The sequence below is a fragment of the Labilibaculum manganireducens genome, assembly GCF_963665805.2.
GTDB classification, from domain to species: Bacteria; Bacteroidota; Bacteroidia; order Bacteroidales; family Marinifilaceae; genus Labilibaculum; species Labilibaculum manganireducens.
On record NZ_CAXXEE010000003.1, the window covers coordinates 4,861,781 to 4,881,556 of the forward strand.

Below are 19,776 nucleotides of genomic sequence, written 5' to 3' on the forward strand. Positions count from 1 at the left end.
AAGTCTGTCAAGAAACTAATTTGACTACCCATTTAGGATTTAAATATCGCGGTTTTAAGCATACATAAAAATTGAAAATACTTTTGGTTCTTGTTTGAGTTCGTTTCAACCATAAATTAACTGATATCAGAGATGGGGAAGTAACTTTCATGGCCAAAGAAATCCAAAACAAAAGAAAGCTGCAGACGGATCTACAACTTTCTATTATTCTTTGGAATTACGGCATGTAAAAGATCTTTCCTAAAAGCTTCGAAAACCAGACCATTCCCCGTAAAGTACCAATTCCGTCACCGATTCCATCAACCCACCGTAACTAATGGGCAATTCCTGCCACACGAAGGCTTAGTTGTTAGTGATTTTTATTCATCGTTATTTAGCTCAGTCAAGTTTATCATACTTTGAATAAACAAAGTTAGATCATTGCCTAAAACAGAAAAGAATTCTATATCGACATTTTCAACTGCAGTTAAAGCTCTTTGTAAAACTTTTGAACCTTCATTTGTCAATTTAATTACTTTGGCTCTCGTGTCAGTTTGGTGTTCTTGTCTGCTGACAAATTTCTTTTCCTCCAATGTTCTCAAAACTTTGGAAACCATCATTCTGTCAGCATTTCCTTGATTAGCGATGTCTACTTGTGTTACATTATCGTTTTCTCTAGAAAGCCAAGCTAATGCCGACAAAAGGATAAATTGCGTCTGAGTAAGGTTTAATGGGTCTAAAACCTTTTTCTGTTTTCGTTGCCACAATTGTGTCAATTGCCCTAAAAGATAACCAGGACTTTCATTTGGGGCTTTAAACTTAAATTCTATTGTTTTAGCCATTTCTCATCAATTGGTTATTTTGTTTCCAAAAAAGTTAATTTATAGCCATCAAGGTCTTTTACATGAAATGCTCTGCCAAAAGGCGTCTCGACAATTGGTCCTGAAGTAGTTACTCCACCTACAACAAATTTCTCTTTCAGCTCGTCAACATTTTCGGTAACGGCAAACCAAAGAGCGACACCAATTCCCAATTCTTTTTCCTCTATTGGTTCAAGTGGTGTGCGGATAGCAAAACTTGCTTGTCCTTGATTGTACTTAAAAACACAGGCTTGTGGATTCGAGTTGTCAATTTCAAATCCTAATTTTTTTGTGTAGAAGTCTTTTGATGCTTCCAAATTTTTCACTTGTAGTGATGCAAATGTCAATTGTTTCATCTTGAATAAATTTTAAATGTTGTTGCAAATATAATATACTCGACAACAATGTCCAAATAATCTTGTTTTTCAATTGTCAAAAGTCATTAATAAATATTTTGGAGCAACATCTGAGCAATACCGTTAACGTTGAGTAGTAAGAATAGTAGCCGACAGCGCAGCACTTTTATGTCAAGTTACAAGAAAGTTGCAGCGGGCTACAGTCCTTGAGTTCAATGCTATTTCGGCTATTTTGTATATACATTGTTGGGCGTCCGTTATTTATTAATCTTGCAATGAAAGCCAACAGCAGTATGTCAAGAAACTAATTTGACTACCCATTTAGGATTTAAATATCGCGGTTTTAAGCATACATAAAAATTGAAAATACTTTTGGTTCTTGTTTGAGTTCGTTTCAACCATAGATTAACTGATATCAGAGATGGGGAAGTAACTTTCATGGCCAAAGAAATCCAAAACAAAAGAAAGCTGCAGACTGATCTACAACTTTCTATTATTCTTTGGAATTACGGCATGTAAAAGAATCTTTCTATAGCAAGTTCCTTTCTTAAAAGCTTCGAAAACCAGACCATTCCCCGTAAAGTACCGATTCCATCAACCCACCGTACCTATTGGGCAATTCCTGCCACACGAAGGCTTAGTTGTTACCACCTGGTATTTGTTTTAATTCATAATTTGTACTTCTTCCACCACTTGCTTCTTTTTGCAAAATATTTTTATTTATTAAATCCTGGATGTCCCGGAGAGCAGTGTCCTGCGAGCACTTATTAATTTTTCCCCATTTTGAAGTAGTCAATTTCCCGTCAAAACCATCTAGTAGTTTATTAATCGTTTTTTGTTGTCTTTCATTCAGAATAGTTGTTGAATGTAAATTCCAGAATTCAGCTTTAAAGAGAACTCTAGATAATGTTTCTTCTGTAGAATCAATAGCATTTATTAAACACTTTAAGAACCAAACAATCCATCCAGTAATGTCCGAACTGCCTTTTTGAGTGTTTTCAAGGATTTCGTAATACTGCTTTCTTTCAATTCTGATTTGAGCAGACATACTATAAAACCTCCTGATACTATTGTCCGAACGAGCTAAAAGCATATCAGTTATTGCTCTTGTAATACGCCCATTTCCATCATCGAAAGGATGAATTGTTACAAACCATAAATGTGCAATTGCTGCTTTTAGCACTAAATCAGTTCGGTTTTCAAACTCAAACCAATGTAGGAACTTTTGCATTTCGCTTTCTATTCTCTCAGAATTTGGAGCTTGGTAATGAACTTTTTCCTTTCCCATTGGACCAGATACAACTTGCATTGGACCAGTTGCATCTTTTCTCCAGTCTGCGACTGTTATTTTGTAAAGGTTACTCCAACCAGTAGGAAATAATGATGCATGCCATCCAAAAAGTCTATCTTTTGTTAACGGTAATTGATAACGTTGTGTGGCATCAAGCATCATTTCCACTATCCCTTCAACGTTACGTTCTGATTCAACAGCACCTGCAATGTCAATGCCCAGTCTTTTTGCAATGGATGAACGGACTTGTTCTTTTTCCAAATACTCACCTTCAATTTCTGATGATTTAAGTACGTCCAGAGTAAGTGTATTTAATACTGCTTCATTCTGTAGGTCAAAACCCAGAGATTCCATTTTTCCAAGAAGTTTTCCTTGCAGGTTTCTAGCTTTTCCTAAAAGCATCATCACTTCTTGATTATTCCAAGTGAAGTATGTCCAATCGTCTTTTTCGTGTATGTAGGTTTTCATTCTCTGCAAATTTTGCGACAAATATAAAGTTTATTCGTCGCAAAAACTATATTCTCCGCAAAATATGCTCGCATTATTAAAGATAATCTCCGCATTTACTGTTTTTTTCATGCTTGGCGGTAACAGCAGTCCGTCTAAAAACTAATTTGACTACCCATTTAGGATTTAAATATCGCCGTTTTAAGCATACATAAAAATTGAAAATACTTTTGGTTCTTGTTTGGGTTCGTTTCAACCATAAATTAACTGATATCAGAGATGGGGAAGTAACTTTTATGGCCAAAGAAATCCAAAACAAAAGAAAGCTGCAGACTGATCTACAACTTTCTATTATTCTTTGTAATTACGGCATGTAAAAGATCTCTCCATAGCAAGTTCCCTTTCCTAAAAGCTTCGAAAAACAGACCATTCCCCGTAAAGTACCAATTCTGTCACCGATTCCATCAACTCACCGTAACTATTGGGCAATTCCTGCCACACGAAGGCTTAGTTGTTATGGGCTGGTTTTTTGAATTTCTGCTTATAAGGCTAAAACCAATAATATCCAGGCGCCCCAACCTAAAGCTTCCATTCCAATAAGCTGTCCTTTTGCTTTTTTCCTGTAACAACTTAAATACTCAGGGTCGCTGAATTGGTCTTTGTTTTTAGACATCATATAGGTCTGTTTCCCTTTTTCAGGAGTTGGATTGGCCAATGCAGTTCCTATTATTGCAAATGGTCCAAATAATACTCCTAAAACAAAGTGACCACCCTTTTTGCCGTGATAGTTTTCTGCATCAAGTCTTGCATTAAAACATTTGTTTTCTTCGTCAGCTTGCATTTCCAGATAGTTTGTATAAACTTTATCTTCTGCATTTTCAAATTCAATTGAATATATTTCTGATGCAGGAACAATGTATTTATTACCTTCTGATTTGAAGACAATTGCACAGTCTTTGATTCTTTTTACTTTTCCTTCAAAAACCATTTCATTGTTGAGGGTTAAAATGTCATTGGCAAAGGTGCTAAAAGCGAAGACAATTGCGGTTAAGGTCAAAATTGTTTTTTTCATAATTCGTTTTTTTACTTCCTACTCTTATGGATTTTCGGTGTCTCCCCGTTTTTTTTAATGGGCTCTGGTTTCCATTAATTGTTTTTGATTTTTTTTAAGTCTTAATTGTTAACTCAAGAACTATTAAAATTTGTTGATTTTTTCGTTTGTGTCCTTTGGTCTTATTGGTTTTAAACAAACCAATTTTAATTGGCTTGCTGGTGTTCATTAATTGTACTAAACAATCGAACTGCTCATCGACGCCCATGCAATTTAGCTTTTAGCAACCGTATTTATTTTAAATTCCATTTCATTTTTGTTTGCTTAACTAATCCATCTAAGTCAGGAAACACAGAATGATAGTCAATACCTGCCATATTTAAATCGATCAGAATATCTGATACATATTCTGTACTGATTTGAATTTTTGCAAGATTAAAATAATCGTCTCTTTGCACTAATTCTTCAATCGGAGTTTTTTCTTTCCCAAATAGAATAAATCCACTTTTTTGAGCAATTACTCTGTCATCATAAAAAGAAGGTATAACTGCAATTGGCATTTCAGGCATATTATTAATATTGTCGTTGGGTGGGTTTATAAAGCTATCGACTTTCTCATGAACCTGTTTCCCATAAAAGTCAAATATTATTCTTTCTTTATGCAGAACAGCGTTAAAGTCCCAAGGGTCAATTATCCAAACTTCAGGATGGTCGCATTCTTTTGCATTCTCAATTGCAAAGAATAACGCTGTCAATGAACTTTCAGTCCAATCGAGCAACCTTGTTGGTAAACCAAAGTGCTGCATCAAATGCAGATACTCGTAATCTGTTTCCTTTTTAATCTTACTTTTTCGTTTGAAAGATTTCAGAATGTCATATTCAGTCCGATAGGAGTAATCATCATCTATCCATGTATCTTTTCTTAAAATAGTTGGAAGGTTTTGATAGCTACCTTTAGCATGCCCTCGATACCACAAATTGTCAGTGAAAGTATGGCTTATGTAATTAACCGCACTTATATATTCACTCAGTGATTTAACAGGCTGAATATTTGTCATTACATGCTTTACCTCTCTAAATTCCATGGTTGTAGGATGTTTTTTTTATATGGTTGCTCAACGATTGTGAATGTGTATATACATTTTTTCTACTATATCAAATAAAAAGGTGCACAATACATGCCGTATGGGTGTATATTGTGCAGCTATTTACAATTCACAAGCCCAAATCTAGCAAATTATAATCACTATCGGGGTACTATTTATAAGGTTTTTAGTTGCCATAAGCGATTGAGCGGAAAGTTGAAAGCTTTGCTCTTAAATATTCAACCATAAATATATTTTCGCAGATCGCCGCCGAAGAGAATTTGCACAAATGAGTGCTAAAAACGGGAATTCTTCTTCGGCATTGATAAGTGAAGGACAAATTGGCAGATTTCTGATCAGAAATGAACTCGTTTGTGCAAATTTGAGCGTTTTCTCTTCGGCAATGAGCAATTTGAATGTAATTGTGGGCAATTCTGATGTGAAACGGGCAATTTGATGGCAAATGTGATCAAATTCTCTTCGGCAGCGGTCTTTTTAGCTCAAAAATGGCTGTCAACTCAAAATAAATGGCTTACAGGCATGACAAGCTGTCCATTTTCTCTTCGGCAATGCGAATATGAGTTCATTTTTGGCCTTTTCGTAAGAGAAAAGGCTGCAGACAATGCGAAAATCGATGTTTTTGAATGAAACAAGGCCTTATACAATTCAAAAACAAGCTTTGCATGTGAGTTGAAACTGAAACCGGAAGAATTTTTGATGCATACCTGGCGAAACATCACATAAATAGTCGTTAAATACATTTAAGCATTTAATTTTACTATATCATGGCAATAAAATCAGATAATAAAATAGATTGATGGAAATGCCGAAGCTGTAAGCACTTAAATCATGCAATTTGAAATTATCATAGTATTTTTCACTAAAAACATGCTTACTGTTAGATTGATTTTGTAGATTAGCTGTCCGATAGCCCAAAAATATCCAACACAAAACATTTTTAACACAGAAGCTCTGCACCGCTTTTTACCTATCCGGCTCAGACTTCGCTAAAATTATCAGAGAGAATGACTATAAACTATTATCATTATTGCGACAGCAATGAAGTCAGCACCGGCACAAGTGTTATTGTTGGTGAACTGGACAAAAAAGATTGGTCGGCCGACCAGATATTGAGCCATATTATTGCAGATTTGGGAACGACAAATAAAGATCTTACCCGGTCGATTGAGTACAGCCTTAGTGGTGCTTTGGCCGAGAACCTTAGAAAAGAGGATGAGATTGCCGACAACGATTTTGTGTGCTTAAAGCAGTTTGTAAAGGCAAATACGTATTTGCCCGATGCGAATCTGGTGCAGGATGCTGTTGATGTTTGGGGCTTATTAAAGTCGCATAATTTGAATCTTCATAAACAGAGCTGCGAGAAACAATTGGCGTTAAGCAAAGCGCTGCTGGGTAATTTAGACAGTGCGCAATTTAAGGCGAAAATTGCCAATCTGATTGCTGTTAGTCCCAGAGTTGAAAAGTTTAAACAATCGACCTCTGATTTAGAAACAGCTTACTCGAAAATGATGGAGGCAAATGCCGTTAAAGAGAATATTACGGCTCCTTCGGCACTAAAAAATGAGGTGAGAAAAATTGTGAATGAAAGATTACTGCCTCATCTCGAAAATGCAGTCGAAGCAATGCCGGAAATCTACCAGGAGATTCTTGGTGTAATTACCGAGACCATCGAGGCCGTGAATGCTAAGGCGCAAATCCGCAAAAGCATTCGATCGAAAGCCGCCTCAGAAGAGATTCCTGCAGAATAAAAACAATGGGCTATTTATAAGAAGAGCAAACCTGGGCGGGTTTGCTTTTTTTTTGCTTGCTGTTGAATACCCCTAAATCCCCTACAAGGGACTTGTCTGTACGAATTTGAATCAATAGTAGCTTCCCTTAAGCCCCTTTAGGGGTTTGGGGTAATACAAGAATGGCAAATTTGCATTCGCCAAGAAAAACACCCCTCTGCCTGCCGGCATCTCCCCTTAAAAAAGGAGAATTTCGGAAAGAAAACATTAGACTCTTTTTTTACTTGATACTTAGGACTTGATACTGTATTTATGAATCGCATTGCATTTTCGTCGCATGTGGGAATGCCTCCTTTATTCAAATTTTTACCTGCGACGAGTCCACTATACGTCAAAATACCTGGGGTGGAAATCGCTTCGCTCATTTACCCCAGGCTATTATATTCGAGCCCTTCAGGCTCAGTATTCACAAACAAAATACAAAGTTCGGAAAGAAAGCATTAGACTCTTTTTTTACTTGATACTTAGGACTTGATACTGTATTTATGAATCGCATTGCATTTTCGTCGCATGTGGAAACGCCTCCTTTATTCAAATTTTTACCTGCGACGAGTCCACTATACGTCAAAATACCTGGGGTGGAAATCGCTTCGCTCATTTACCCCAGGCTATTATATTCGAGCCCTTCAGGCTCAGTATTCACAAACAAAATACAAAGTCCGGAAAGAAAGCATTAGACTCTTTTTTTTTACTTGATACTTGGGACTTGATTCATGAATCGCATTGTATTTGGAGTCTTGTAAAACCTCACCCCAGCCCTCTCCTGCAAGGAGAGGGAGAAAAAAAGCAAATAGCCACTCTGGTATTCTTTGGGTACTATGCGGTAAACTTCTTGTCCAAATCAATATCCTTCAACAGTGTCTCTTGCTGACTCGACGAAACTGAATTCCGGTAGTCCTGCAAAATAGATTTTAGTTCGATATATGTCTCGGTCTCCAAAACAGGAATCTTATCGGATCCTGTACTCTCCAAAATATCAATCACTTTGTTTACCGACATGGTATTGATATCAAAAGCCGGATGGTATGCAATTTGTTTGTCTGTATCCGTTACTAATTCTGCTACCAATCTGGCATTTATCAAATCAAAAAGAATTTCCCGTACCAAACGGATAGGCATCTGTAATCGATGAGAAATATCCTGAGAAAGCATTGGCACCTGATCTTTTTTAAAATTATGGATAATTAAATGCAGAACATATATGCTTAACAAGCGTTTGTAGTCGTATGCTATTTTGGAGGTTTCTGTTTCGTACTCGTAATTTTCAACATTTTGCTCGGCAAACGAAATTTCTGCGCCCAGCAAAACCACCAACCAACTCATCTGCAACCACATTAAAAACAGCGGCAAGGCGGCAAAACTACCGTAAACAGCATTATAGGTTGTAACCATCCCCTGAAACTCGATGTATAAAACCTGAAATATTTGATAAATTGTACCGGCAATAACTCCCGCCAGCAAACCCGATTTAAATTTCACATGCGTATTCGGCATAAAAGTGTACAGCATGGTAAATAAAGTCCAAACCAAAAAATAAGGAGTTAAATTAATCAGAAAGCTGAGATACGGCCCAACTGCCTCCATTAACGTATTGCCTTGGGTTACCTGTTTAATCATGGTTTTTAAGAAAACTGTTGCGCCGCTGGAACCAATCAGTAAAATGGGTGCAAAAATCATGATCGCAGTGTAATCACTGAATCTGCGCCCCCAGGTTCTCCCTTTCTTTATTCGCCAAACGTCGTTAAATGATTCCTCGATATTGGTTAAAACCTTTAATACCGACCAAAACAGGATAACAAATCCCAATCCCGCTACCAATGATCCTTTTGTATTGATCAGCATCTTGTTCGCGAACTCAATCAGCCAGTTCAAAACTTCTTCCTGACCTGAAAGATTGGCGATAAGCTCCTTCTCTAACTTTTCTTCCAAATCGAATCCTTTGGCAATTCCAAAACCCATAGCCAAGACAGGCACCACCGATAAAATGGAGTAAAAAGTTAAGGCAGATGCCCTCAATTGACATTTGTCTTCGTAAAAGCCTTTAATAGCCAAAAGGTAAATCCGTAATTGCCGAATTAAAAAATAACGGGGACCGGACAATTCTTTTAAGCGCATGTTCCATACTCCACGACTCAAAAAATTCATTACGATATCGAAATAATTACGAAGACTCTTCATTTTTTGTTTTTTAGCAGCTGATTTATGAGTTCGAATTTACATAAAAGGCAAAGATTTACCAATAATTTCAAAATCCTGCCATTTGATTGATTCAAAAAAAGCAAAAAATCTTTTTCTATTAAGAAATCTTCTTCCCTTTTTTTAAGTTTGTAAGAACTAAGTTTACTTCTTATCTCTCATCATCATGAAAAAAGAAATTCTAATTATTGAAGATGACCTTTCGCTGCAAAAGATCTTAGCTGATTATCTTTCAAGTTGTGGATTTCAATGTACTTGTGCGGAGCTGATTAAGGACGGCAAATCTCTTTTCGATAAAAAATTTTTCCACATTGTACTTCTTGATTTGGGACTTCCAGATGGTGAAGGATTGGATTGCATCTCTTTTATCAAATCAATTTGGTCCGATACGGGTGTGATTATCATTTCGGCCCGCGATAAGCTGGAGGACCGGGTTGATGGTCTAAATTTAGGTGCTGATGATTATTTAGTAAAACCATTTCATCTTTCCGAACTCAATGCACGAATCAATGCACTTGTGCGGAGAAACTTTCAAGCAGAAAATCAGGTGTTAAGCTTTGGCGAATTGGAAATTGATACCCGTTCCCATCAAGTGAGAATCAGGAACGAACAAGTAGATTTTAGCCGAAAAGAATTTGATTTACTGCTGTATTTTATCGAAAATAAAAATAGAGTTCTTACTAAAGAGAGTTTATTTGAACATGTGTGGGGCGAAAATCCGATTTTTATGGATAACTCCGATTTTATTTACACACACATCAACCGGCTCCGAAAAAAAATCAAAAATCATACCGGAGAAAATTACATCAAAACTGTTCATGGGTTTGGCTATAAATTAGATAATCCTTAAAAAATGAAACTATTAACTAAGATTAACAGATCCTATTTCAAATATGGTATTCTGGTATTTCTAATAGCTGATGTGGTAATTATTGCCATGAGCAATTACTTTTTAAAAGAAGAAATTGACCAGCAATTAAGGCTTGAAGCTAAAGAAATTTTTGAGGTACTTAAAGAAAAAGGAGAATTTCAGAGCATTTACCCTACCGACATAATTACTCCCATTTCTTCCTCAGAAATTAAAACGAATACTGAGAAGGACACATTGATTTTGGACTTGTACCAGAATAAACTAACTCCCTACAGGGAATTCACAACCTATCAATCAATTAGTAACAAACATTATCGAATTACAACACGGCAAATGCTGATGGAATTCGATGATATTCTCACAATTTTCACTTCTTTGATATCCAGTGTACTATTATTGATTTTTATCGGCTTACTGCTATTTACACGTCGGTTAAATACCTCGCTGTGGAAAACTTTTAATGACAATATTGAGAAAATAAAATCTTATTCTTTTACTCCTCCATCAAAATTGGAATTGACAGCTACCGGAATTAATGAGTTTGATGATTTAAACCAGGTGCTTTCCATGATGTCGGGTCGTTTGGAAAAGGATTACACAGCAACTAAGGAATTCTCTGCCAATGCTGCCCACGAACTTCAAACTCCTCTTGCTGTTATCCGAAATAAATGTGAAAACTTATTCTCCGACTCCAATTTAGATGAAAAAACAATCGACACAATACGGGAAATATATCTTTCTGCAGATAAACTTTCAGGCATTTCGAAAGCACTGCTCTTGCTTGCAAAAATTGACCACGAACAATTCAATGAGAGAGATCATGTCTCCCTGAATCAAATTTTCAACTATTGGATCAATTCATTTCAGGATGTAATACAAGATAGAAACCTACTGGTTTCTCTTTCTGCTGCAGACAACTGCCAATTGTTAATGGACAAAAGATTAGCCAACTTATTGATTCAGAATGTTCTTGTAAATGCCATAAAACACAGTAAGAATGGTGAAGAAATATCGATTTATCTGGCAAATGATTATTTTACAATTGCCAATTCGGGTGAACAAGCCATTAACCAACCCGAAATGATCTTTAATCGGTTTTATACGGAAAGCCAAAATGTTGGATCAACAGGAATTGGTTTGGCTATTGTAAAAAAAATAGCAGACCATTATAAAATTGATATCAATTATTCATTTAAGGATTTTAAACACTTATTTACCTTCAAATTACAGAATTGTTAGTTTTTTGTTAGAATCAGGTTGTTTTTTTGGCTCGTATTAATTTATAAAATATGAAGTTCAAAAATATCCTGCGTAGTCGGTTTGGTGGTCTTATTTTGTTTGGTTTTATTTTCCTTGCAATCTCATTCCTGATCCGCACCATTCTATTAATTACTGATTTGCAAAATGTTGATCTTAGCTTTATTCGGTTTATCCAAATTTACAGCATAGGCTTATTTTACGATCTGGTAACCATTTCCTACTTTATCATTCCTTTTACAATCTATCTGCTGTTTGTTCCTGATAAAATATTTAACTCCAAAATCCATCGCTGGATTTCTTATGTGTTTTTTATTGTAACAATTGGAATTCTAGTTTTTTCGGGAATTGGCGAATGGTTTTTTTGGGAAGAGTTTAGTGTGCGATACAACTTTATAGCTGTTGACTATCTGGTTTACACTCACGAAGTTATTTCCAATATTCGGGAGTCTTACCCAATGCCTGCTATCCTATTAGGTATGTTATTGGTTTCAGGAGGAATCTTTGCTTTGGTTAAAAAGAATTTCGACCATAGTATCCATTCAGAATCCCGATTTGTTAAGCGTCTTACCACCTGTGTTATTTTGTGGATCTTCCCTCTTGCTGCATTTTACACAATCAATAAAAGTTCAGCAGAAATAACTAAAAACACATACTCCAATGAGCTGGCTCACAACGGAATTTATCAGATTTTCGCAGCCTTTCGAAACAATGAGCTTAACTACAATTCCTTTTATCAATCAATCGATGATAAAGAGGCTTTTACAAACCTTCGAAAGTTGATAAAAACATCAAACAGTGAATTTACAAGTGAGGATGTTTTCGATGTCAGCCGAAAAATTACTTATCCGGGCGACGATAAAAAATACAATGTAATGCTGATCACTGTTGAGAGTCTGAGCGGGTCATTTTTTACTCGTTTTGGCGGAAAAGACAATATTACTCCCAACATGGATACGATTGTTCAGCAATCGCTTTTTTTCACCAATTTCTATGCTACTGGTACCCGTACAGTTCGTGGAATGGAAGCACTAACTCTCTCCTTGCCGCCAACTCCTGGATTTTCGATCGTTAAACGACCAAAAAACGAAGGTTTGTTTACCCTTGGAAATATATTGACCTCAAAAGGTTATAATTCAAGCTTTATTTATGCCGGAAACGGTTATTTTGATAACATGAACTACTTCTTTGGAAACAACGGATACAATGTGGTTGATCGAAAAGATTTTCCGGACAGTGAAATTACATTTGAAAATGCCTGGGGTGTCTGCGACGAAGATCTGTTTGCGAAAGCATGTCAGGTGGCCGACAGCAGTTATAAAGAGGGAAAACCTTTTCATAATTTTATCATGACAACATCCAATCATCGTCCTTATACTTATCCTGATTCAAAAATTGATATTCCATCGCACACAGGAAGAAACGGTGCTGTTAAGTATACTGATTATGCCATTGCTAAATTTCTTCGTGAAGCAAAAGATCACGAATGGTTCAAGAATACTATTTTTGTAATTGTTGCAGATCATTGTGCTTCCAGTGCAGGAAAAACATCTCTTCCGGTAAATAAATACCACATTCCGCTTATTATTTATGCTCCGAATATTATTCAGCCATCCGAAAACAGTACAATGGCTTCTCAAATTGATTTTGCTCCGACTATTCTGGGTCTTTTAAATATGGATTACACATCCAAATTTTTTGGTAAAGACATTTTGCTCGAGAAACCAAACCGTGCATTAATTGGCACATATCAAAAAATTGGCTTGTTGCAAAACAATCAGCTGATTGTTCAATTGCCTGTAAAACGAACCGAATCTTTTAAAATATCCGGAGAAGAACAGGATGCAGAACAAATAAATCCGGCCGAATTAAAAGATGCAATTACTTACTATCAAACAGCCAGTTATCTTTTTCACAATAAAAAATATTCTTTTAAAAACTAAAAAACCTAATACCCAAAATTGGCGCTGTTCTGCAAAACTAATTTTGAAACGCCTTAAAGAAGACTAAATAAAAATGAAGGGATTCCCTAATAGTACAACCTCTGTGGTTGTATTATTAGCTCCTAAATTTAAAAATGTCCCGTTTCCTCTTTTTAAGTCCCGGCAAAAAATTCACTTTTGCGAGTAAAGAAACCATCTCATCCCGTTATATTTTTACTTATTTCAAACAAAAAGTACACATTCAATTCATATCTTTGAAAAAATTTATATTTAAAAAAAGTGTATTATTTGTATTGTGATTTGTTTGGCAATGCTTATAACCACTACCAATTCGTTAAACAAAACTTAATGAGCCAGCAAGAAAAAGAATTCGAATTAACGATCATTGTTCCCGTTTTTAACGAGGAAGATAATATGCAGCGTGTAAAAGAGGAATTTACAGCCTACTTTGCAAGCTCAAAATATGCCTCAAAAGTACTTTTTGTGAACGATGGTTCATCGGATGGAAGTCAAAAAATGATTGAAGATATTTGCAATAATTCTGATCGTTTTTCTTATTTGGAATTGAATAAAAATCATGGTTTAAGTGCAGCCATTAAAGCTGGTTTTGATAACACAACCACACCTTTTGTTGGATACATTGATTCTGATTTACAAACTACACCTTTCGATTTTGATTTGTTGATGGAACATCGAAATGAGTTTGCTCTGGTAACAGGTGTTCGTCAAAACCGAAAAGACAGCTTTGTGAAAAACATGAGCTCAAAAATTGCAAATGGATTTCGCCGTTATATGACTAAGGATACCGCTGAAGATACTGGCTGTCCGTTGAAAATAATGAAAACCGATTACGCTAAAAAAATGCCTTTCTTTACAGGAATGCACCGTTTTATTCCAGCCTTAATCATGTTGCAGGAAGGTGAAATAAAACAAATTCCGGTACGTCATTTTCCAAGAATTGCAGGCGAAGCCAAATACCATCTTTTCAACCGTTTGGTTGGCCCTTTTAAAGATTGTTTCGCTTATCGCTGGATGAAAAAACGTTACATTAATTACGAAATTATTTCTCGTAACTAATGGATAGCATATATATTTACGCCATTGGTTTTTTTGCACAAGCTCTGTTTTCAGCGCGGTTAATTGTGCAGTGGGTAAAATCTGAAAAAGCCGGAAAAACCTTATCTCCGGTATTATTTTGGCAAATCAGTATTTTGGCTTCGTGGATGCTGTTTATTTACGGCTTGCTGCGCGATGATTTTGCCATTATTATGGGACAAGTGATTGCTTATTCCATTTACATCCGAAATCTGCACATCCAGAACAATTGGAAAACCTTGCCCATATTAACGCGGCTAATTGCCATAATAACTCCTGTTGTTGTTTTAGCTTTCATGCTAAAAAACTGGGGATTTCACTATCAGCAATTATTTAAAAACGAAGACATTCCAACTCTTCTTTTAATTTGGGGGGTAGCTGGACAAATTACCTTTACTTTCCGTTTTGTTTACCAATGGATCTACTCTGAACGTAAAGGAGAATCGGTACTTCCTATGGGTTTTTGGGTCATCAGCATCATCGGATCAATCATGATCTTATCTTATGCTCTCTATCGAAAAGATCCTGTTCTTTTTCTTGGTCAGGGTTTTGGGATGTTGGTTTACTGCAGAAACATCGTACTTATTCGAAAACAATCTCACAAGTTAGATCACTAAACTCAACTTAAAATGATTCAACGTTATCTGTTTGAGAACAAAACTTCTGTTCATATATTATTTCTGCTAGTAGTTTGCTACTTCGCGTTCTTCTTTGCCAACAGTAGTTTTTTTGTGAATATCATGGAAGCACGAAACTTTGTGACTGCCCGTGAAATGATTGAAAAAGGAAACTGGCTGGTTCCCACAATGAACGGAGAATTGCGCTTGGCAAAACCGCCGCTTCCTACATGGATTACTGCAGTATTTGGAAGCTGGTTTGGAATCGAAAATGTAAGTATGCTTCGATTTCCGGCGGCAATGGTCAGTTCCCTAATGGTGATTTTGATGTATTTCTTCACCATATCATTAAATAAAAACAGAATAGCGGCTTTATGTAATAGTCTCGTTTTAGCATCAAGTTTCTATATCGTTTATATGGGAAGAACCGGAACCTGGGATATTTACTGTCATAGCTTTATGCTTGGTGCCATTCTCTTTTTTCATAAAGCCTGGAAAACAGAAAATAAAAACTGGAAATTATTTATTGGTGCCGGTATCTTTTTGGGTTTATCATTCCTTAGTAAAGGACCCGTAGCATTTTTTGCCGTTTTAATTCCATTTTTAATTGCCTATTCATGGGTATACGATGGAAAAGTAATTCTACAAAAATGGCAGCCGCTTTTATTAGCCATTGGAATTTTTGTTGTGATCAGCTTTTGGTGGCCTGTTTTTATCTCTTTGGTTCACGCTGATGAAGCAGCCGCAATTGCTAAGCTGGAATCCGGCTCTTGGATGAACCGTCATGTTCGTCCGTTTTATTACTATTGGAATTTCCCTATTCAATCAGGAATCTGGACACTGATCATTTTCTCTGCATTGATTTTTCCATATGCCTTTAAACGATTCGACGCCAAAAAAGAATACAAATTTGCACTAATCTGGACCATTACAGCTGTTGTACTGCTATCGCTGATACCAGAAAAAAAAGACAGATATCTACTTCCTGTACTAATTCCCAGTGCTTTACTAGCCGGGCAATTAATTCAGCACTTATTTCAGGTTTTTAAAAACAAAACGGCTGACAAATGGGACAATCTCATTTTTGGAGTTAACCTTTGGCTGATCGCCATTGTTGCTCTTGTAATGCCTGTTGGTATTTTTATCTTTTTCTATCAGGATAAGCAAATATCATTGCTCGCATTTGTTCTTTTTGCTCTTCTTTCCGAAGGAATTTTTCTGTTATTGCTGATGGCATGGAAAAACAAAAACATTCTAAACTTTGTTATTGGAATGCTTTGTTTAATGGTAATTACTGAAGTATTTATATTACCAAACACCAGTAACTTACAAAACAGAAATAAAGAATTTAAAAATATCCGGGAGGCACGAAACATCGAATCAATAAAAGATTTAAACCTATATAGTATTGGTAAAGAACAATTTCGAATTGAAATGGTTTGGGAAGTGGGCCGAGAAGTAAAATCGTGGAATACTGAAGACATAACTGAATTCCCTAAGGAGAAATCATTTGTCGTTTTCTCCTCTGAGAATCCTAAGGAATTGTTCTCTGACTTGCAGCTTCAAAATATGGAATTTGAAACCATCGATCATTACGATTACAATCGTCAACCAAAAGGAAATAAACGTTACAGTCCATATTTTCAGAAATACATGACCCTAATTAAGATCAAACAATAGGATACTATTAGTTAAAAAAAACTAAGATTTCAGATAAAACAGTCATCTTTCATGATTACAGAATAGCTTTGTTTTACTTTTAAGTTAATTCTTAAGTTGTTGAAGATAATTGATATGGATTTATCTAATTTTGATTCACTCTTTTGAATCAAATCCAAAAAACAAGTCAGGAGATATGCAAACTGTGAATAATAAATCGACAGAAAAAACCATTCTTGTAACCGGATGTGCTGGTTTTATTGGATCTCATCTTTCTGAAAAATTACTATTGCTGGGATATAAAGTTATTGGTATCGATAATTTCGATCCATTTTATCCGAGAAATATAAAAGAAGAAAATATGAATCCTTTTTTTCAGAATTCATCCTATACATTTCATGAACTGGATTTACGGATTGATTCAAGTTTGGATATCATCGAAGATCAAATTGATTTGGTGGTTCATTTGGCAGGCAAGGCAGGAGTCCGGCCTTCTATCGAAGATCCGCAAGGATACATCGACAGCAATATTACTGCAACCCGAAATGTATTGGATTTCATGCGAAAAAAGGGAATTAAAAAGTTGGCTTTTGCTTCCTCCTCATCGGTTTACGGCAACAACAAAGACGTTCCTTTTTCGGAAAATCACAATGTTGACCGGGCCATTTCGCCTTATGCTTTCTCAAAAAAATCTTGTGAGGTTTTAAACCACAGCTACCATCATTTGTACGATTTGGATATCATTAACATGAGATTTTTCACTGTTTTTGGTCCTCGTCAGCGACCCGATCTGGCCATTCATAAATTTCTGAAATTGTTCCGAAATGAACAGCCAATTCCAATGTTTGGAGATGGTTCTACGGCAAGAGATTATACTTTCGTTGATGATACTGTGGAGGGAATTGTAAAAAGCTGCAATTATCTATTCAATCACGAACAGGTTTTTGAAACCATAAACCTGGGCAACAGCTATCCAATTCTTCTTCGCGACATGATTGAGATAATAGCGAAAAACGCTGAATGCAAACCGAAAATCAATCATCTGCCAATGCAGGCAGGTGATGTGGAACAAACCTATGCTGACATTTCCCGTGCAAAAGAACTGATTGGTTACAATCCGCAAGTTAGTTTCGAAGAGGGAATTAAGCGCTTTATTACTTGGTTCGACAACAAATAGAAATCATTTCATACCCGAATTAAAACATAAAAAAGAGACTCCAAAATTAATTGAAGTCTCTTTTTCATATTTTATCTGATCCACAATCAGAATTATAACATTCCTTTTATTTCATCTTCAAAATCTTCAGGAGCGACGTTTGGTTCAATTCTTTTTACCACTTTTCCATTTCTATTGATAATAAATTTGGTAAAATTCCATTTGATGCCGTTTCCTGCATAAATCTCAGGAAATTTTTCACTGATAAATCCCTTGAATTTTTGTCCTGATTCTGAATCATCAAAACCTAAAAACGGTTTTTCTTCAGTCAGCATTTTATAAAGAGGGTGAGCATTTTCCCCACGAACTTCAATTTTCTCGAACATTGGAAAGCTTACGCCATAGTTTTTCTCACAAAAAGCAGCAATTTCTTCCGATGTTCCAGGCTCTTGTTCCAGAAACTGATTGCTCGGAAATCCTAAAATTACGAATCCCTGGTCTTTGTATTTCTGATACATTGCTTCCAAACCTTTGTATTGTGGCGTTAAACCGCATTTGCTTGCCGTATTAACAACCAAAACAACTTTTCCTTTATACTGATTCAAATCAACTTCCTCACCAGTTAAAGAGGCTGCTTTAAAGCCATACAATCCTTCTTTCATACATTTCTCTTTTTTACAATCTTTCTTTGTCTCTGTTTGTGCTATTGTCTGATAAGACATCAAACCTACAGCAAATATCAGCAGTAAGGCAATTTTTTTCATTTCGACTATTTTTATCGTTTGTGTTTGTTTTGCATTTCGAAAAAATCCATTCCAATTTACATCGTGTGCGATACAAATATATACTTTTATTTTTAATTGTTTTAAATAAGCATGTTAAATATCTGTTAAGCGATTAAAATAATTTAGGACATTCGTTGAATCACTTCCTGAGCAACCCATTCCGGAGTAATATCTACCATACATTGCTGGTAAACTTTTTGTATACACTTCCCTGAGCCATCTTTTGTACATGGCCGGCATTTCATATCCACCTCAAGGGTTTTGATGTGTTCTCCCGTTGTAAATCCAAATGCAGTTGGCCCCATTAAAGATAAAGCAGGAATACCAAATTTATCTGCAGCATGCAAAAAACCAGTATCGCCGGAAATTACCAAGTTCGATTTCTGAACCAAATAACAGGATTCCAGTAAATTGGTTTTTCCGCTAAGGTTCAGAACTCGTTCTTTTGCAACAGCCTCAATCTCTTCGCAGAACACATCATCTGGTCCGGCTAAAATTACAAAATGATAATCCGGCAATTGCTGCACCAACTTTTGCCAATGAGAAACCGGCCAACGTTTCATCATCCAGGCTGCAGAAGGAACTAAAGTGACCAATTTTGATGATTCCCCTTTTAAATTTGAAAAAACCTTCTCCTCCATTTTCTTCTTTAACTCTTCAGGAAAATACCAATTGACATTGACCTTTGAATAATCTGTTAACCCCCATTTCTCAAGAGGTTTCCGATACGAAAGCATTCCTTTAAAAGGCATTGGAAAACGATCAATACCAAACTTGAATAACAAAATTCTTTTGATTCTATCTTTGCTGCGCATGGTATACTTAGATCCAATACCGAACCAACGTTTCCATCGTGGTACCAATACTGTTTTCAGCACAATCGATCGAATATTGCTGTGAGCATCGTAAACGAAGTCGAATTTTTCTTTTTTAAGCTCTTTTGCCTGCTTTATAAGACCTTTAAATCCCTGTCCTCTATCAAAACCCCAAACTTTACAGATGCGCTGATCCATGGCCAAAAAAGAAGACATGTCCTTTCTCGCAATCCAATGTATTTCGGCATCCGGATAATGGTTTAAAATACCATCAACGGCTGTCATACATTGAATAATATCACCTATGGAAGAAAAACGAATGATTAAGAACTTTTTTGGCATTTTTTCTAGTATCTGGTATACAGTAATTAGCAGCTAGACTATTTACAGCTTTTGTTTAAACAATTGTAGGCACAAAAATAGTAAGAGTAGTTAGGAAATCCACAATGTTGGCAATAAAAAAAGAGACTTTAGAAATTCTAAAGCCTCTTTACGATAAGTTGTA

The 19,776-nt window shown here is 36.0% G+C and carries 18 protein-coding genes; 10 read left to right on the forward strand and 8 right to left on the reverse strand.

Annotated features, from left to right (window positions below; all coding sequences use genetic code 11):
- Window positions 1-359 precede the first annotated feature (359 nt).
- The 5 genes from ACHZAX_RS19205 to ACHZAX_RS19225 form a co-directional block, all read right to left on the reverse strand.
- Window positions 360-821, reverse strand: a complete 462-nt coding sequence (locus tag ACHZAX_RS19205; protein WP_320020219.1) for a MarR family winged helix-turn-helix transcriptional regulator — start codon at window positions 819-821, stop codon at window positions 360-362.
- A 14-nt stretch (window positions 822-835) separates the two neighbouring features.
- The gene (locus ACHZAX_RS19210; protein WP_320020220.1) at window positions 836-1,195 is read right to left on the reverse strand and encodes a VOC family protein; all 360 of its coding nucleotides are present in this window, start codon (window positions 1,193-1,195) and stop codon (window positions 836-838) included.
- A 637-nt stretch (window positions 1,196-1,832) separates the two neighbouring features.
- Window positions 1,833-2,954, reverse strand: a complete 1,122-nt coding sequence (locus ACHZAX_RS19215) for a Fic family protein (protein WP_101309796.1) — start codon at window positions 2,952-2,954, stop codon at window positions 1,833-1,835.
- A gap of 520 nt (window positions 2,955-3,474) precedes the next feature.
- Window positions 3,475-4,005, reverse strand: coding sequence for a hypothetical protein (locus tag ACHZAX_RS19220; protein WP_320020221.1), 531 nt, complete (start codon window positions 4,003-4,005; stop codon window positions 3,475-3,477).
- A gap of 272 nt (window positions 4,006-4,277) precedes the next feature.
- On the reverse strand, window positions 4,278-5,042 hold the full coding sequence (locus tag ACHZAX_RS19225) for an FRG domain-containing protein (protein WP_394698295.1): 765 nt from the start codon (window positions 5,040-5,042) through the stop codon (window positions 4,278-4,280).
- A 316-nt stretch (window positions 5,043-5,358) separates the two neighbouring features.
- Between ACHZAX_RS19225 and ACHZAX_RS19230 the strand changes: the two genes are divergently transcribed.
- The 3 genes from ACHZAX_RS19230 to ACHZAX_RS19240 all read left to right on the forward strand — a co-directional run bounded on the left by ACHZAX_RS19230 (window position 5,359) and on the right by ACHZAX_RS19240 (window position 6,838).
- Window positions 5,359-5,526 carry a hypothetical protein gene (locus ACHZAX_RS19230; protein WP_320020223.1) on the forward strand — a complete coding sequence of 56 codons (168 nt, stop codon included), beginning with the start codon at window positions 5,359-5,361 and terminating at the stop codon, window positions 5,524-5,526.
- On the forward strand, window positions 5,526-5,717 hold the full coding sequence (locus ACHZAX_RS19235; RefSeq protein WP_320020224.1) for a hypothetical protein: 192 nt from the start codon (window positions 5,526-5,528) through the stop codon (window positions 5,715-5,717). The genes ACHZAX_RS19230 and ACHZAX_RS19235 overlap by 1 nt, the downstream gene beginning before the upstream one ends.
- Before the next feature lie 377 nt (window positions 5,718-6,094).
- Window positions 6,095-6,838: a DUF6261 family protein gene (locus tag ACHZAX_RS19240; protein ID WP_320020225.1), complete on the forward strand. Its 744-nt coding sequence runs from the start codon at window positions 6,095-6,097 to the stop codon at window positions 6,836-6,838.
- 855 nt (window positions 6,839-7,693) lie between these two features.
- Here ACHZAX_RS19240 and ACHZAX_RS19245 read toward each other — a convergent pair.
- A complete protein-coding gene (locus ACHZAX_RS19245; protein ID WP_320020226.1) occupies window positions 7,694-9,055 on the reverse strand; it encodes a YihY/virulence factor BrkB family protein in 1,362 nt (453 codons plus the stop codon).
- Between the two features lie 184 nt (window positions 9,056-9,239).
- Here ACHZAX_RS19245 and ACHZAX_RS19250 point away from each other — a divergent pair, with 184 nt between their 5' ends.
- From ACHZAX_RS19250 to ACHZAX_RS19280, 7 genes are all read left to right on the forward strand, one after another.
- Entirely contained in the window at window positions 9,240-9,923 is a 684-nt protein-coding gene (locus ACHZAX_RS19250; RefSeq protein ID WP_101311595.1) for a response regulator transcription factor, read from the forward strand.
- Between the two features lie 3 nt (window positions 9,924-9,926).
- Window positions 9,927-11,183, forward strand: a complete 1,257-nt coding sequence (locus tag ACHZAX_RS19255) for a sensor histidine kinase (protein ID WP_320020227.1) — start codon at window positions 9,927-9,929, stop codon at window positions 11,181-11,183.
- A 50-nt stretch (window positions 11,184-11,233) separates the two neighbouring features.
- Entirely contained in the window at window positions 11,234-13,144 is a 1,911-nt protein-coding gene (locus ACHZAX_RS19260) for an LTA synthase family protein (RefSeq protein ID WP_320020228.1), read from the forward strand.
- A gap of 348 nt (window positions 13,145-13,492) precedes the next feature.
- Window positions 13,493-14,221, forward strand: a complete 729-nt coding sequence (locus tag ACHZAX_RS19265; RefSeq protein ID WP_101311598.1) for a glycosyltransferase — start codon at window positions 13,493-13,495, stop codon at window positions 14,219-14,221.
- Window positions 14,221-14,856, forward strand: coding sequence for a lipid-A-disaccharide synthase N-terminal domain-containing protein (locus tag ACHZAX_RS19270; protein WP_101311599.1), 636 nt, complete (start codon window positions 14,221-14,223; stop codon window positions 14,854-14,856). The genes ACHZAX_RS19265 and ACHZAX_RS19270 overlap by 1 nt, the downstream gene beginning before the upstream one ends.
- 12 nt (window positions 14,857-14,868) lie before the next feature.
- Window positions 14,869-16,536, forward strand: coding sequence for an ArnT family glycosyltransferase (locus tag ACHZAX_RS19275; RefSeq protein ID WP_320020229.1), 1,668 nt, complete (start codon window positions 14,869-14,871; stop codon window positions 16,534-16,536).
- Between the two features lie 175 nt (window positions 16,537-16,711).
- Window positions 16,712-17,692 carry a GDP-mannose 4,6-dehydratase gene (locus ACHZAX_RS19280; protein ID WP_320020230.1) on the forward strand — a complete coding sequence of 327 codons (981 nt, stop codon included), beginning with the start codon at window positions 16,712-16,714 and terminating at the stop codon, window positions 17,690-17,692.
- Between the two features lie 92 nt (window positions 17,693-17,784).
- Here the strand turns inward: ACHZAX_RS19280 and ACHZAX_RS19285 are convergent, their stop codons facing one another.
- Together ACHZAX_RS19285 and ACHZAX_RS19290 are read right to left on the reverse strand one after the other, a co-directional pair.
- Window positions 17,785-18,435, reverse strand: a complete 651-nt coding sequence (locus tag ACHZAX_RS19285) for a glutathione peroxidase (protein WP_462677419.1) — start codon at window positions 18,433-18,435, stop codon at window positions 17,785-17,787.
- 143 nt (window positions 18,436-18,578) lie between these two features.
- Window positions 18,579-19,613 carry a glycosyltransferase family 9 protein gene (locus ACHZAX_RS19290; protein ID WP_320020231.1) on the reverse strand — a complete coding sequence of 345 codons (1,035 nt, stop codon included), beginning with the start codon at window positions 19,611-19,613 and terminating at the stop codon, window positions 18,579-18,581.
- Window positions 19,614-19,776 lie beyond the last annotated feature (163 nt).